Origin of the sequence: Citrobacter sp. Cb004, assembly GCF_030337065.1 — a bacterium.
In the GTDB taxonomy this organism is placed as follows: domain Bacteria; phylum Pseudomonadota; class Gammaproteobacteria; order Enterobacterales; family Enterobacteriaceae; genus Citrobacter; species Citrobacter braakii.
In genome coordinates this window covers 33,182-47,722 of sequence record NZ_JAOWCH010000066.1, presented here as the reverse complement: position 1 = coordinate 47,722, position 14,541 = coordinate 33,182, and the positions used below count along the sequence as shown (strand labels likewise).

General features: G+C 52.4%; 16 protein-coding genes. 9 read left to right on the top strand and 7 right to left on the bottom strand.

The window, feature by feature from the left end; all coding sequences use genetic code 11:
• The first annotated feature begins 4 nt into the window (after positions 1-4).
• Positions 5-895, top strand: coding sequence for a heme o synthase (gene cyoE / locus OGV65_RS17505; RefSeq protein WP_003831005.1), 891 nt, complete (start codon positions 5-7; stop codon positions 893-895).
• Between the two features lie 59 nt (positions 896-954).
• Here cyoE and OGV65_RS17500 read toward each other — a convergent pair whose 3' ends face one another.
• From OGV65_RS17500 to OGV65_RS17490, 3 genes are read right to left on the bottom strand one after another with little or no spacing between them, the layout of a single operon-like run.
• The gene (locus OGV65_RS17500) at positions 955-1,278 is read right to left on the bottom strand and encodes a DUF1493 family protein (RefSeq protein WP_016152048.1); all 324 of its coding nucleotides are present in this window, start codon (positions 1,276-1,278) and stop codon (positions 955-957) included.
• Positions 1,278-1,745, bottom strand: coding sequence for an STM2901 family protein (locus OGV65_RS17495; RefSeq protein WP_016152047.1), 468 nt, complete (start codon positions 1,743-1,745; stop codon positions 1,278-1,280). Before OGV65_RS17495 ends, OGV65_RS17500 begins: the two co-directional genes overlap by 1 nt.
• Positions 1,746-1,756: 11 nt before the next feature.
• Positions 1,757-2,239 (bottom strand): Hcp family type VI secretion system effector, encoded by a 483-nt coding sequence (locus OGV65_RS17490; RefSeq protein ID WP_016155861.1) that lies wholly within the window; start codon positions 2,237-2,239, stop codon positions 1,757-1,759.
• Positions 2,240-2,421: 182 nt separating this feature from the next.
• On the opposite strand from OGV65_RS17490, the gene OGV65_RS17485 reads away from it, so the two are divergent.
• Entirely contained in the window at positions 2,422-3,786 is a 1,365-nt protein-coding gene (locus OGV65_RS17485; protein ID WP_016152045.1) for an MFS transporter, read from the top strand.
• Positions 3,787-3,880: 94 nt separating this feature from the next.
• Here OGV65_RS17485 and OGV65_RS17480 read toward each other — a convergent pair whose 3' ends face one another.
• A complete protein-coding gene (locus OGV65_RS17480; protein ID WP_003831002.1) occupies positions 3,881-4,372 on the bottom strand; it encodes a YajQ family cyclic di-GMP-binding protein in 492 nt (163 codons plus the stop codon).
• 174 nt (positions 4,373-4,546) lie between these two features.
• On the opposite strand from OGV65_RS17480, the gene panE reads away from it, so the two are divergent.
• The 3 genes from panE to OGV65_RS17465 are packed head-to-tail and all read left to right on the top strand — an operon-like array spanning position 4,547 to position 7,122.
• On the top strand, positions 4,547-5,458 hold the full coding sequence (panE, locus tag OGV65_RS17475) for a 2-dehydropantoate 2-reductase (RefSeq protein ID WP_016155860.1): 912 nt from the start codon (positions 4,547-4,549) through the stop codon (positions 5,456-5,458).
• Positions 5,421-6,011, top strand: a complete 591-nt coding sequence (gene yajL, locus OGV65_RS17470; protein WP_016152043.1) for a protein deglycase YajL — start codon at positions 5,421-5,423, stop codon at positions 6,009-6,011. Before panE ends, yajL begins: the two co-directional genes overlap by 38 nt.
• A 31-nt stretch (positions 6,012-6,042) precedes the next feature.
• Positions 6,043-7,122: a hypothetical protein gene (locus OGV65_RS17465; protein WP_353655142.1), complete on the top strand. Its 1,080-nt coding sequence runs from the start codon at positions 6,043-6,045 to the stop codon at positions 7,120-7,122.
• Positions 7,123-7,221: 99 nt separating this feature from the next.
• On the opposite strand, the gene thiI is transcribed toward OGV65_RS17465, so the two are convergent.
• On the bottom strand, positions 7,222-8,670 hold the full coding sequence (gene thiI, locus OGV65_RS17460) for a tRNA uracil 4-sulfurtransferase ThiI (protein ID WP_005125147.1): 1,449 nt from the start codon (positions 8,668-8,670) through the stop codon (positions 7,222-7,224).
• 208 nt (positions 8,671-8,878) lie between these two features.
• Between thiI and xseB the strand changes: the two genes are divergently transcribed.
• Genes xseB through yajO form a run of 4 tightly spaced genes read left to right on the top strand, consistent with a single transcriptional unit; the run spans position 8,879 to position 12,939 of the window.
• Positions 8,879-9,121 (top strand): exodeoxyribonuclease VII small subunit, encoded by a 243-nt coding sequence (gene xseB, locus OGV65_RS17455; protein WP_016152040.1) that lies wholly within the window; start codon positions 8,879-8,881, stop codon positions 9,119-9,121.
• A complete protein-coding gene (ispA, locus tag OGV65_RS17450; protein WP_016152039.1) occupies positions 9,122-10,021 on the top strand; it encodes a (2E,6E)-farnesyl diphosphate synthase in 900 nt (299 codons plus the stop codon).
• 24 nt (positions 10,022-10,045) lie between these two features.
• On the top strand, positions 10,046-11,908 hold the full coding sequence (gene dxs / locus OGV65_RS17445; RefSeq protein ID WP_153690671.1) for a 1-deoxy-D-xylulose-5-phosphate synthase: 1,863 nt from the start codon (positions 10,046-10,048) through the stop codon (positions 11,906-11,908).
• Positions 11,909-11,964: 56 nt separating this feature from the next.
• Complete coding sequence (yajO, locus tag OGV65_RS17440) at positions 11,965-12,939, top strand: 1-deoxyxylulose-5-phosphate synthase YajO (protein ID WP_286455280.1); 975 nt, start codon at positions 11,965-11,967, stop codon at positions 12,937-12,939.
• Positions 12,940-13,039: 100 nt separating this feature from the next.
• Here the strand turns inward: yajO and pgpA are convergent, their stop codons facing one another.
• On the bottom strand, positions 13,040-13,558 hold the full coding sequence (pgpA, locus tag OGV65_RS17435; protein WP_016152036.1) for a phosphatidylglycerophosphatase A: 519 nt from the start codon (positions 13,556-13,558) through the stop codon (positions 13,040-13,042).
• Positions 13,536-14,513 (bottom strand): thiamine-phosphate kinase, encoded by a 978-nt coding sequence (gene thiL, locus OGV65_RS17430; RefSeq protein ID WP_200079431.1) that lies wholly within the window; start codon positions 14,511-14,513, stop codon positions 13,536-13,538. Before thiL ends, pgpA begins: the two co-directional genes overlap by 23 nt.
• Positions 14,514-14,541 lie beyond the last annotated feature (28 nt).

Here is a 14,541-nt window from a genome sequence, read left to right as displayed (position 1 = left end):
GATTATGATGTTTAAGCAATACCTGCAAGTAACAAAACCAGGCATCATCTTTGGCAACCTGATCTCGGTGATTGGGGGATTCCTGCTGGCCTCGAAAGGCAGCATTGATTATCCCCTGTTTATCTACACGTTGGTTGGGGTGTCACTGGTTGTGGCGTCGGGTTGTGTATTTAACAACTACATCGACAGGGATATCGACAGGAAGATGGAGAGGACCAAAAACCGCGTGCTGGTTAAAGGTCTGATTTCCCCTGCGGTCTCGCTGGTATACGCCACCCTGCTGGGTATTGCTGGCTTTATGCTGCTGTGGTTTGGCGCGAACCCTCTGGCCTGCTGGTTGGGGGTAATGGGCTTCGTGGTCTATGTGGGCGTCTATAGCCTGTACATGAAGCGCCATTCCGTTTATGGCACGCTGATTGGCTCACTCTCCGGCGCTGCGCCGCCGGTGATTGGCTACTGCGCCGTAACCGGTGAGTTCGATAGCGGCGCGCTGATTCTGCTGGCTATTTTCAGCCTGTGGCAGATGCCGCACTCTTACGCGATTGCGATTTTCCGCTTTAAGGATTATCAGGCAGCCAACATCCCGGTACTGCCGGTGGTGAAAGGTATTTCGGTCGCGAAGAACCATATCACGCTGTACATCGTGGCGTTTGCTATCGCCACGCTGATGCTCACCCTGGGCGGCTATGCTGGTTATAAATACCTGATTGTTGCTGCGGCGGTGAGCGTCTGGTGGTTGGGCATGGCGCTGCGCGGTTATAAAGTGGAAGATGACAGGGTCTGGGCGCGCAAGCTGTTCGGTTTCTCCATCATCGCCATTACCGCGCTTTCCGTGATGATGTCCGTTGACTTTATGGTGCCAAACTCGCAGAACCTGCTGACTTACGTCTGGTAACGATCTGCTGATACGAAAAGGGTGCCTCCGGCACCCTTTTTTATTGGCAGGGATGTTATTCAGTCATAAAGCCATTTCCCCGCCTTTGCTGACTCTATAATCATCTCTACTGTCAAAGGCTTTAATTCAATTTCAGGAGGATCTTTTTTCCAGAAAGGGTATTCTTGTTCAATATAATTCCTTCCATCAAAGTTCGAATATTCAATATCAAAATGCTCAAATAAATCAGCTAAAAAATCATATGCATCTTCCGGAATAAACTGAAAATCATCCTCCAGGGTCCATTCTTTCGTGACCTGCTTAAGACCAGGCCTAAACCAACGTTCCCTGATTGGGTAATTCTTCATGATGTACTCAATAACTTCAGCTTCATAATTTCTCATCAGAAAGATGTCCACTGTATGCGATCTTTGGGTCGTGCGATGAGGTTGTATTTATCGCGGGTATGTTTTGTCACCGCGAACAAAAGCACGATTAACTGAGCATGCCCGACAAAAGGAACCCAACGGCCTATGTAAGTTGCTATTTGATTTGTTGGAACCATCTTCAATTTGGAAAACTTCCCCATAGGAGCGTGTAGTCTTAAACCAAACGGGAACCGAGCCCCTTTCAGAAGTTTTCTACATAGAATTGATGCAATACTAGTGCCTGGAGTGTTCGTGGCTGCTGATAGTTTTCCTTTGACAGGAATAAATGGTTGACCGATCAAAACCAGCATAACAGCTTCCGTGGTGATACCTAATGAATCTGCCAACTGCTCAATGAATATCAAATCAAACAGTTCACCCGACGTTACGTTAGCGTGACCATGATACCAATAGGTTCCATTCGCCTCTTCAGTTGTGTCCATTCAATCCCCCATTATGCCGTCTGCCGGTCATTCCATGCGTCGGTATAGATAATGTTCCCGTCGCAATGCTTCCAGGTGATTTTTTCGTAGCGTAATTCTATGGTTTCAAGATGGTTATTATTCATGTCCTCTGGACCAGCCATCGAGGGAGAAACGGAGACAATCCGCACCCCTTCCAGAAACATATTGAAGTATTCAACTTCCTGACCGGCATCATTGATTTTGTACCAACGAATCTCTGCAGACTTAAGATTCTGACCAGAAGCGACAGCTTTGTATAAATACGGGCTGGAGTAGTCAAACTCTTTGACGATCATCATCGGTGAATGTTGGCGTGTGCCTGTTGGCTTGCCTGTACCGTTATCAGTGGGAATAGACAAATTGTGATGAAAGCCTTTAAATTCAATACTGTATTCTCTTCCTTTTACATCACACCCGCCCTTAATCAGCGCACCACCATCGTCATAAATCCACATATTGCCCGGAATCGCCATTTTCCTTTTCCCTCTTTCCATTAGAAATAACCACAAAAAGACTACACCTGTAATTATCGCAAGTAAATTAGTTGCAGTTGTAATTATTTCAATTTTCCCACTACACAATTCCACATATCGTAGAGGTTTACCGCACTCCTTCCCCGCTTTACACTAGGCGCGAAATTAATACAGAGGTGGGAATGAACGATTACAAAATGACGCCCGGTGAGTTGCGCGCCACCTGGGGTTTAGGGACCGTATTCTCGTTGCGCATGCTTGGCATGTTTATGGTTCTGCCGGTTCTGACCACGTACGGTATGGCGCTACAGGGTGCCAGTGAAGCGCTGATTGGCCTTGCCATTGGCATTTATGGTCTGGCGCAAGCCGTTTTCCAGATCCCCTTTGGTCTGCTTTCTGACCGCATCGGTCGTAAGCCGCTTATCGTCGGCGGGCTGGCGGTGTTCGTTCTCGGCAGCGTGATTGCCGCCCTCTCCGATTCAATCTGGGGCATTATTCTCGGTCGCGCTTTGCAAGGCTCTGGCGCGATTGCCGCCGCCGTGATGGCGCTGCTTTCCGACTTAACCCGTGAGCAAAACCGTACCAAAGCGATGGCGTTTATCGGCGTCAGCTTTGGTATCACCTTCGCCATTGCGATGGTGCTAGGACCGATCGTTACCCATGCGCTGGGACTACACGCGCTGTTCTGGATGATTGCAGCTCTTGCAACCACCGGCATCGTGCTAACCATTTGGGTCGTTCCCAATAGCACCAGCCACGTGCTGAACCGCGAATCTGGCATGGTAAAAGGCAGCTTCAGCAAAGTGCTGGCGGAGCCCAAACTGCTCAAGCTCAACTTTGGCATCATGTGTCTGCACATTTTGTTGATGTCCACTTTCGTCGCCTTACCGGGCCAACTGGCGAAAGCCGGTTTCCCCGCCGCAGAGCACTGGAAAATTTATCTGGTGACGATGCTGCTGTCCTTTGTTTCCGTGGTGCCGTTCATCATTTACGCAGAAGTGAAGCGGCGGATGAAGCGCGTATTCCTCGCCTGCGTGTTACTGATCCTTATCGCAGAGATTGTATTGTGGAGCGCTAACGTGCGTTTTTGGGGGCTGATTGCAGGCGTTCAGATATTCTTCCTCGCCTTCAACCTGATGGAGGCCCTCCTCCCCTCGCTTATCAGCAAAGAGTCTCCGGCTGGCTATAAAGGCACGGCGATGGGCGTTTACTCCACCAGCCAGTTTCTTGGCGTGGCGATTGGCGGTTCGCTCGGCGGTTGGGTGGTCGAAATGTTTGATGGTCAGGCGGTATTCCTGGCCGGCGCGCTTCTGGCGGCAGTTTGGTTGTTGGTGGCAAGCACAATGAAAGAGCCGCCGTATGTCAGCAGCCTGCGAGTGGAAATCCCACCTGAGATTGCCGCAGATGACACCCTTAAGCAGCGTCTGCTGGCTAAAGAAGGGATAAGCGAAGTGTTAATTGTAGCGAAAGAGCATTCGGCTTACGTGAAAATCGACAGCAAAGTGACGAATCGATTTGAGGTTGAGCAGGCCATCAGCCAGGCGTGAAGAGTGCCAGATGGCGACTATCGTTTGATCCAGCCTACAAATAGCGTGTGCAACCTGTAGGCCGGATAAGCGTAGCGCCATCAGGCATTACGACTTAATCGCGGAAGTTCTTAAACTGGAACGGCTGGCCGAGATCGCCGCCGCGAACCAGCGCCATAACGGATTGCAGATCGTCACGCGCCTTGCCGGTCACGCGGATTTCTTCGCCCTGAATCTGCGCCTGCACCTTCAGTTTGCTGTCTTTGATCAGCTTAACGATTTTCTTTTGCACCGCGCTTTCAATGCCCTGTTTCAGCTTAGCTTCAACAAACCAGGTTTTACCGCTGTGCACGAAGGTTTCTGGTACGTCCAACGAAGTGCCTTCAATACCACGTTTCAGCAGCTTGGCACGTAAAATATCCAGCAACTGATTGACCTGGAAATCAGACTCGCTTAGCACCTTAATCGTCTTATTCGACTCGTTCAGCTCAAAAGTCGCTTCAACGCCACGAAAATCAAAGCGTGACTCCACTTCGCGGCTGGCGTTATCTACCGCGTTACGGGCTTCCTGAAGATCAACTTCAGAAACAATATCGAAAGATGGCATCTTTTCCTCTCCCTTCATTTTTGATGCGAAGCATAATACCTGCAAAGTTACACAACAGACAGCGCTATACTAGGCTGTATCCTTTAATTGTACGTGGTACTGATACCTGCGAACAATAATGGGGTACGGCCGATATGGATTAACACCTGGTGATGTTGCAGGTGAGGAGGAAGAATGAAAATTACCGTACTGGGATGTGGAGCGTTAGGACAGCTTTGGCTAACCACGCTGTGCAAACATGGACATGAGGTTCAGGGGTGGCTACGCGTACCGCAACCCTATTGCAGCGTTAACCTGATCGACACGGATGGGTCAGTATTCAATGAATCCCTGACGGCAAACGACCCCGATTTTTTGGCGAAAAGCGACCTGTTGCTTGTCACTCTGAAAGCCTGGCAGGTTTCTGATGCGGTCAAAGGCCTGGCCGCCATTCTGCCTGACACCACTCCCATTCTGCTGATTCACAACGGTATGGGGACGATTGAAGAGTTGCATAACATTAAGCAACCTCTATTGATGGGCACCACAACCCACGCGGCACGCCGTGACGGCAACGTGATCATTCATGTCGCTCAGGGAACAACAAGGATTGGTCCGGCGCGTGAACAAGACGGTGATTTCAGTTATCTGGCTGAAGTCCTGCAAGAGGTGCTGCCGGACGTCGCCTGGCACAACAATATTCGCGCTGAGTTGTGGCGTAAGCTGGCCGTCAACTGCGTCATTAACCCGCTGACCGCATTATGGGATTGCTCAAATGGAGAGTTACGCCATCATCCTGAAAAAATAGCGCTCATCTGCGAGGAGGTGGCGGCGGTCATTGAACGCGAAGGCCACCACACATCAGCAGATGATTTACGCTATTATGTTGAGCAAGTGATTGACAGTACGGCGGAAAATATCTCATCAATGCTGCAAGACATACATGCCCTGCGCCATACTGAGATCGACTACATTACCGGTTATTTGTTAAAACGCGCCCGCGCGCACGGCATCGCCGTCCCGGAAAATGCCCGCCTGTTTGAAATGGTTAAGAGAAAGGAAAGTGAGTATGAGCGCTCAAGCACTGGTATGTCTCGCCCCTGGTAGTGAAGAGACCGAAGCGGTCACCACTATCGATCTGCTGGTTCGCGGCGGAATTAAGGTCACGACCGCAAGCGTTGCCAGCGATGGCGGCCTGACGATCGTGTGCTCACGCGGCGTAAAACTACTGGCGGATGCACCATTAGTGGAAGTTGCTGACGGGGATTTCGACATTATCGTGCTGCCCGGCGGTATTAAAGGCGCCGAGTGTTTTCGCGACAGCCCTCTGCTTGTCGAAACCGTGAAACAGTTTCATCGCTCCGGGCGCATTGTCGCGGCAATTTGCGCCGCTGCCGCCACAGTCCTCGTCCCACACGATATTTTCCCCATCGGTAACATGACCGGTTTTCCGGCGCTGAAAGACAATATTCCCACTGACCAGTGGCAGGATAAGCGCGTCGTATGGGATCCGCGCGTCAATCTGTTAACCAGCCAGGGACCGGGAACCTCAATCGATTTCGGTTTAAAAATCATTGATCTCCTGGTGAGTCGCGAAAAAGCTTACGAAGTGGCATCACAACTGGTGATGGCTGCAGGAATTTATAACTACTACGAGTAATCTTCAGGCCACTCGCATTCAAGGAATTATGATGAAAGGATATCTGAGCGGAGTGGCTTTACTGCTCCTTCCCGGCTACGCCAGTGCGACTCAACTTGAAATTGAGAGCCTTGAGTATCGCTATCCCGCAAGCACTGAGATGCAATATCGCGTGCCGTGGTTTACCTCAACGGATAACCCACAGGTTGCAAAACGTATTAACGATTATATTTTCACAAGCTTTATCAATCAGCTACCGGGAAATAATCCACGAGCGACCGTGAATCAGTTTGCGAAATCAGAGATGAATCCCACCGCAAACCTTGACTACACGGTTGAGTATCGCGACGCCAAAGTGTTGACCCTCAACATGTTTGTCGAAGGCTGCGGGGCGTATTGCGAGTCGTACAATGTACCGATCAGCTTCGATTTAGCCAACGGCGCGACAATTACCCTTAACGACCTCTTTTCCCGCTCCACGATGACCGAATTAAACACCCGCATCAGAAAAGATATCCGCAGCCAAATTGATACCTTTGTTGTCGCACAGAAATCACAAAAGCCAGAGCAAATAAAAGAAGACGGTGGAAATTCTGGCTTTGCCGAATTCTACGCATCGTGTGCAACCTACACCGACGGTCTGTACTACATCGACAAATTCTCCCTGCAAAAAGACCATCTGGCTTTCCTGAACGGACGTTGTAGCAACCACGCCAATCGCGCGGGTGACGAACTGGGCGATTTCACCACGAAAATCCCGACCGTTGAACTGCATAATCAGCTCACGCCTTACGGCCAGTATCTGACTACCGCAAAGAGATCTACACCGGTTTCGCCAGCGCCCGGCATTGACGGCAAGGTCATGTACGGCACGTTGGGAAAAAGCATGCGTATTGTGTTGAAGGTCGACTGCAAATACGGTGATTTTTTTGAAGGGGCTTACTTTTACCAGAAATTTGGCGCACCGATTGAATTAAACGGTAAATGCGACACAGCCGACAATCAACATTATGTACTTAAGACGTCTGCCGCTGAACAATCGGAAGAGAAGATAACGCTGGAGTTAAAAGACGGCGTCTATCAGGGTGTCTGGGAGTCGAACGGGAAAAAGCTCCCCGTCCGTTTTGAATAATTTTGTTATATTACCGGATGGCAGCGTAAACAATTTATCAGGCCTACAAAACATACCGCTTGCAGGCCTGATAAGCGCAGCACCCTCAGGCAAAAGTCACTATGGGCGATATACCTTCACGTTTTCAAAGCCCTGCTCGCGCAGATACAGCGCCTGCAGACGGCTCATCACTCCGCGTTCACACCACAGCAGCCAGGTTTTACTCTGGTCCAGATCGCCGAATTTGGTGCTCAATTTGTAGAACGGCAGAGAAACGACGTCCACACCGTCAACCTTCAGCGGTTTGTCATCCTGTTCATCCACAGAGCGGATATCCAGAATCACATCGTTCGGGCCGAAGCCGCTCACGGTTTCCACTTCCACCACGGTCTGCTGCGTCTGCTGGGCGATATCACGAATATCGATATTGTTCGCTTCTTCAACCACTTTATCGAGGATAGAGAAATCGAAGTTTTCTTCTTCGGCCTCAATCTTCGCTTTAATCGCTTTCACCGTCGGGCTTTTTGAAATCACACCGCAGTATTCCGGCATGGTACGGGCAAAGTCCTCAGTACCAATTTCACGCGCCAGATTAATGATGTGCTCCTTATCATGGGAGATAAGCGGGCGCAGGATCAGAGTGTCAGAAACGTTATCGATCAGGCGCAGGTTGGTCAGCGTCTGGCTGGACACCTGGCCCAGCGCTTCACCGGTTACCAGCGCCTGTACGCCGTAGCGCTCAGCGACTTTCGACGCTGCACGAACCATCATACGTTTAAGGACCACGCCCATCTGACCGTCGTCGACTTTCTCCAGGATCTCGCCAACCACCGGCTCAAAGTTGATCGCGACAAAACGCACGCGATGCGAGCTACCAAAGCGGTTCCACAGATAATGCGCCACCTGGCGAACGCCGATTTCATGCGCTGCGCCGCCGAGATTAAAGAAGCAGTAGTGCACGCGGCAGCCGCGACGCATCAGCATATAGCTGGACACGCCGGAGTCGAAACCACCGGAAATCAGCGACAGTACATCTTCCTGCGTCCCGATCGGGAAACCGCCAATACCTTCATAGCGGCCTTTAACCAGCAGCAGACGGTCGTTTTCGATTTCAAGATTAACCGTCACGTCCGGCTTCGTCAGCTTCACGCGCGCGGATTCAATATGCTGGTTCAGTCCACCGCCAACATAGCGTTCCACCTCAATAGAGCTAAACTCATGCTTACCGCGACGCTTAACGCGTACGCAGAAGGTTTTGCCTTCCAGTTGATCGCGATACTGCACCAGCGCTTTCTCGAAAATATCGTGCATATCGGTAAACGGCACGTCTTCAACTTCGAGAATATGGTGGATCCCCGGAATACGGGTCAGCGCGTCGCGAATATCCAGGCGCTGGCTTTCATCTTTAGCGCGAACCTCAACGTGATCCCAGTGGCGGACAACGGCAAGGTCTTCATCATAGTGCTTTAAAACGTTACGAATGTTCCCTGTCAGAATTTTTATAAAGCGCAAACGCACAGATTGGCTTTTGATGGTGATTTCTGGGAACAATTTAATGATAAACTTCATGGCGGCAATGGTTCTTTGGCAAGTCTGAATGACTTGTAATGGAAAAAAATACAGCAGCCCATACCCTGCGGCTGCATCCAGGCGCGCAAGTATACCACCATCATGGTCATCCTGTGCACATCGCCTTACCATTGTGCGTTATTTGCTTATCAGTGCGAGTCCGTTACCATAGCCTTGTGCTGCCAATACAGAGAGTCAGACATTCATTATGCCGAAGAAAAATGAAGCGCCAGCCAGTTTTGAAACAGCGCTGAGCGACCTGGAACAGATTGTTACCCGTCTGGAAAGCGGCGACCTGCCGCTGGAAGAAGCGCTGAACGAATTTGAACGTGGCGTACAGTTAGCACGTCAGGGACAGGTCAAGTTGCAGCAGGCTGAACAGCGCGTACAAATCCTGCTGTCAGATACTGAAGACGCCGCCCTTACGCCTTTCACACCGGATAATGAGTAAATGGATTTTACGCAGCAGCTACAGGCTTGCGTTGAGCAGGCCAACCAGGCACTGAGCCGTTTTATCGCGCCATTGCCCTTTCAGAACACTCCCGTGGTCGAAACCATGCAATATGGCGCATTATTAGGCGGTAAACGTCTGCGCCCGTTTCTGGTGTATGCGACCGGTCAGATGTTTGGCGTCAGCCTGAGTACGCTTGATGCTCCCGCTGCCGCCGTCGAGTGTATCCATGCCTATTCGCTGATGCACGATGACTTACCCGCGATGGACGACGATGACCTGCGCCGCGGTCTGCCGACCTGCCACGTAAAATTTGGCGAGGCTAATGCGATCCTGGCTGGAGATGCGCTACAGACGCTGGCGTTCTCCATTATCAGCGACGCCCCGATGCCGGAAGTTTCTGACCGTGACCGCATCGCGATGATCTCTGAACTGGCCCAGGCCAGCGGTATCGCCGGTATGTGCGGCGGTCAGGCGTTGGATCTGGACGCTGAAGGCCATCAGGTAGAATTGGATGCGCTGGAGCGTATTCACCGCCATAAAACCGGGGCATTGATTCGCGCCGCCGTGCGTCTGGGTGCGTTAAGCGCTGGCGATAAAGGTCGAGAATGCCTGGCAATACTCGACAAGTACGCAGAAAGCATCGGTCTGGCCTTCCAGGTTCAGGATGACATCCTGGATGTGGTAGGCGATACTGCAACATTGGGTAAACGTCAGGGTGCTGACCAGCAGCTTGGCAAAAGTACCTATCCTGCACTTCTGGGTCTTGAGCAAGCCCAGAATAAAGCCCGGGATTTAATTGAGGATGCCCGCCAGTCGCTAAGTTTGCTGGCCGCACAGTCACTCGATACCTCGGCACTGGAAGCGCTAGCGGACTACATAATCCAGCGTGATAAATAAACCAACATATCCCATGAGCTTGCGATGAGTTTTGATATAGCCAAATACCCGACCCTGGCGCTGGTCGACTCCACTCAGGAGTTACGCCTGCTGCCAAAAGAGAGCCTGCCAAAGCTTTGCGACGAACTGCGCCGCTATTTGCTCGACAGCGTAAGCCGTTCCAGCGGGCACTTCGCCTCTGGTCTGGGCACGGTGGAACTCACCGTAGCGCTGCACTACGTCTACAACACCCCGTTTGACCAGTTAATCTGGGATGTGGGACATCAGGCTTACCCGCACAAAATTCTGACCGGCCGCCGCGATAAAATTGGCACCATTCGACAGAAAGGCGGTTTGCATCCATTCCCATGGCGCGGTGAGAGCGAATATGACGTACTGAGCGTAGGGCACTCCTCAACCTCCATCAGCGCAGGTATCGGTATTGCGGTTGCCGCCGAGAAAGAAGGCAAGGAACGCCGTACCGTTTGTGTGATTGGGGACGGTGCAATCACCGCAGGCATGGCATTTGAAGCGATGAACCACGCGGGTGATATTAAGCCCGACATGCTGGTTATCCTCAACGACAACGAAATGTCGATTTCAGAGAACGTCGGCGCGCTGAACAATCACCTGGCGCAACTGCTCTCAGGCAAACTCTACTCCTCGCTGCGCGAAGGCGGGAAGAAAGTGTTCTCCGGTGTACCACCGATTAAAGAACTGCTCAAACGTACCGAAGAGCACATCAAAGGCATGGTTGTGCCGGGTACGCTGTTTGAAGAGCTGGGCTTTAACTATATTGGTCCGGTGGACGGTCACGACGTGCTGGGGCTTATCACCACGCTTAAGAACATGCGCGATCTCAAAGGTCCACAGTTCCTGCACATCATGACCAAAAAAGGTCGTGGCTACGAGCCTGCGGAAAAAGATCCGATTACGTTCCACGCGGTACCAAAATTCGATCCATCCAGCGGATGTCTGCCGAAAAGCAGCGGCGGCCTGCCGAGCTATTCAAAGATCTTCGGTGACTGGCTGTGTGAGACCGCGGCGAAAGACAATAAGCTGATGGCGATCACCCCGGCGATGCGCGAAGGCTCCGGTATGGTGGAGTTCTCACGTAAGTTCCCGGACCGCTACTTTGATGTGGCGATTGCCGAGCAGCACGCGGTGACGTTTGCGGCCGGTCTGGCGATTGGCGGTTATAAGCCGGTCGTGGCTATTTACTCCACCTTCCTGCAGCGCGCTTACGATCAGGTACTGCATGATGTCGCCATCCAGAAACTGCCGGTCCTGTTCGCCGTCGATCGGGCGGGTATCGTTGGCGCAGATGGACAAACCCACCAAGGGGCGTTCGACCTCTCTTTCCTGCGCTGTATCCCGGAAATGGTCATTATGACCCCAAGCGATGAGAACGAATGTCGCCAGATGCTGTTCACCGGCTATCACTACAACGACGGTCCAACGGTCGTACGTTATCCGCGCGGTAACGCGGTGGGTGTTGAGCTGGCGCCGCTGGAACATCTGCCAATCGGCAAAGGCATCGTGAAGCGTCACGGGGAGAAAGTAGCGATTCTCAACTTCGGCACCCTAATGCCGGAAGCCGCTCAGGTCGCAGAGTCACTGAACGCCACGCTGGTTGATATGCGCTTTGTGAAACCGTTGGATGAAACGTTGATCCTCGAAATGGCAGCCCAACACGAGGTGCTGGTCACCCTCGAAGAGAATGCCATTATGGGCGGCGCTGGTAGCAGCGTAAACGAAGTGCTAATGGCCCATCGCAAGCCTGTTCCGGTGCTGAACATTGGCCTGCCTGACTTCTTCATCCCGCAGGGGACTCAGGACGAGGCTCGCGCCGAACTGGGACTTAATGCCGCCGGAATTGAGGCCAAAATCAAGGCCTGGCTGGCATAATCCCCTCCCCGCTCCTGCTATGCTTAACTCATCACGAGCATAGCAGGAGTGGATTAATGAAATACAACACCTTAGGAAAAACCGACCTACGGGTCTCCCGCCTTTGCCTGGGTTGCATGACGTTTGGCGAGCCCAATCGCGGCAATCACGCCTGGACGCTACCTGAAGAAAGCAGCCGCCCGATAATCAAACACGCTCTTGAAGGCGGCATTAACTTTTTTGATACCGCCAACAGCTACTCCGCTGGCAGCAGCGAAGAGATTGTCGGCCGCGCGCTGCGTGATTTCGCCCGCCGCGAAGATGTCGTGGTCGCCACCAAGGTTTTTCACCAGGTTGATGATTTAGCGGAAGGATTATCCCGCGCACAAATCTTGCGCTCAATCGACGATAGCCTCAGACGCCTGGGTATGGACTATGTGGACATCCTGCAAATTCACCGCTGGGATTACAATACGCCTATCGAAGAAACGCTGGAAGCCCTTAACAACGTAGTGAAAGCCGGTAAAGCTCGCTATATTGGCGCCTCATCCATGCACGCGTCTCAGTTTGCTCAGGCGCTGGCTTTACAGAAACAACACGGCTTGGCGCAGTTCGTTAGCATGCAGGATCACTACAACCTAATCTACCGTGAGGAAGAACGCGAAATGCTGCCGCTTTGCTATCAGGAAGGCGTCGCGGTGATCCCATGGAGTCCGCTGGCGCGTGGTCGCCTGACGCGCCCCTGGGGAGAAACGACCGCACGTCTGGTTTCTGATGAAGTCGGTAAAAATTTATACAGTGACAGCGATGAAAACGACGCGCAAATTGCCGCGCGGCTGACCGGTGTCAGTGAGGAATTAGGCGTAACGCGTGCGCAGGTTGCGCTAGCCTGGCTGCTGAGCAAACCGGGGGTGGCAGCGCCGATTATTGGCACTTCGCGCGAGGAACAGCTGGATGAGTTACTTAATGCGGTGGATTTGACGCTGAAGCCGGAGCAGATTGCCGAGCTGGAAACGCCGTACAAACAGCATCCGGTGGTCGGATTTAAATAATCTGGCATTGCCCGATGGCGCTACGCTTATCGGGCCTACAAAACCGACATCGTGTTTCCAGGCCGGATAAGGCGTTTACGCTGCCATCCGGTAAACCTATTTAAATGATACCTACCGGCCAGTGATGGCCGATAAAATACAAAATTCCGGCGGAGAGTATTCCGGCCACAATATCATCAATCATGATCCCCGTACCGCCATGCACGTTGCGATCGAACCAACGGATCGGCCACGGCTTCCACATATCCAGAATACGGAAAATCACAAATCCGGCGGCAACCCACTGCCAGTCGTGGGTCGGCAGCGCCATCAGGGTTATCCACATCCCGACAAACTCGTCCCAGACAATGCTACCGTGATCGTGCACGCCCATATCTTTCGCCGTTTGATGGCACAGATAAACGCCGATACAGATAGACAACATGACCACCAGTGAATACAGCTGCCACGGCAGAAACGTCATTAAATACCAAAAAGGGATCGCCGCCAGCGATCCCATCGTGCCTGGAACAATTGGGCTCAGCCCGCTGCCAAAACCGGTGGCCAACAGGTGCCACGGATTGCGCATACTCAGGCGGCTTTTGGCGACATCTTTTTTAAGGCGCGGCAAAATGGTCATATCCTTTCCAGTCGAACGTGACGGGTTTTCCGTCGTGCGTAAAGTGAATGCCTTCCACGTCCGCGCTCATCTGCCCAATGCAGGTAAACGATGCGCCGAGATTCCCCAGCGCCACGTCCAGTGCGCCACGGTTAATTTCCGGTACGGTAAAGCATAACTCATAATCTTCACCCCCCGAAAGCGCCCAGCGCAGGGCTTGTTCCGGCTCAACGTGTTGGGCAAATGCCGTAGAGTATGGCAACGCATCGACGTTAACCCGCGCCCCACAGCCGCAGGCATTGACGATATGCCCCAGATCGGAAATCAGGCCGTCGGAAATATCGATAGCAGCACTGGCCAGATCGCGCAGGGCTTGTCCCTGCAAAATACGCGGCGTTGGACGCAGATGACGTTTAAGCAGATAGTCTGCGTCTTTTGTATCTGCCACCTGCAAACGATCCTGCAAAATCGCCAGCCCGGCCGCGCTGTCGCCCGGCGTACCGGTCACATAAATCCAGTCCCCCGGTTTCGCACCGGAGCGTTTTAAGGCCCGTCCAACAGGGACGTAGCCGTGGATACCCAGCGTCATCGACAGTGGCCCACGCGTGGTGTCACCACCTATCAGCTGCATATCATAGTAATTGAGGAGTTCAAACAGGCCATCGCTGAAGGCTTCAAGCCAGGCTTCATCGACGTCAGGCAGCGTGAGCGCCAGCGTCAGCCACGCAGGATCGGCTCCCATCGCCGCCAGATCGCTCAAATTCACCGCCAGCGCTTTCCAGGCGAGATCGGTGGGATCAATGTCGGGGAGGAAGTGGTTGCCTGCCACCAGCGTATCGGTGCTGATCGCCAGCGTCTGTTTTTCAGGGATGTTCAGAAGTGCGCAATCGTCACCAATACCGGTTTCGACATCAAGACGAGACGTTCTTACGCGGTCAAAATAACGGGCAATCAGGGAAAATTCGCCGCATGCCATACGTTATGCCTCAGCAGAAAAAAAAGAA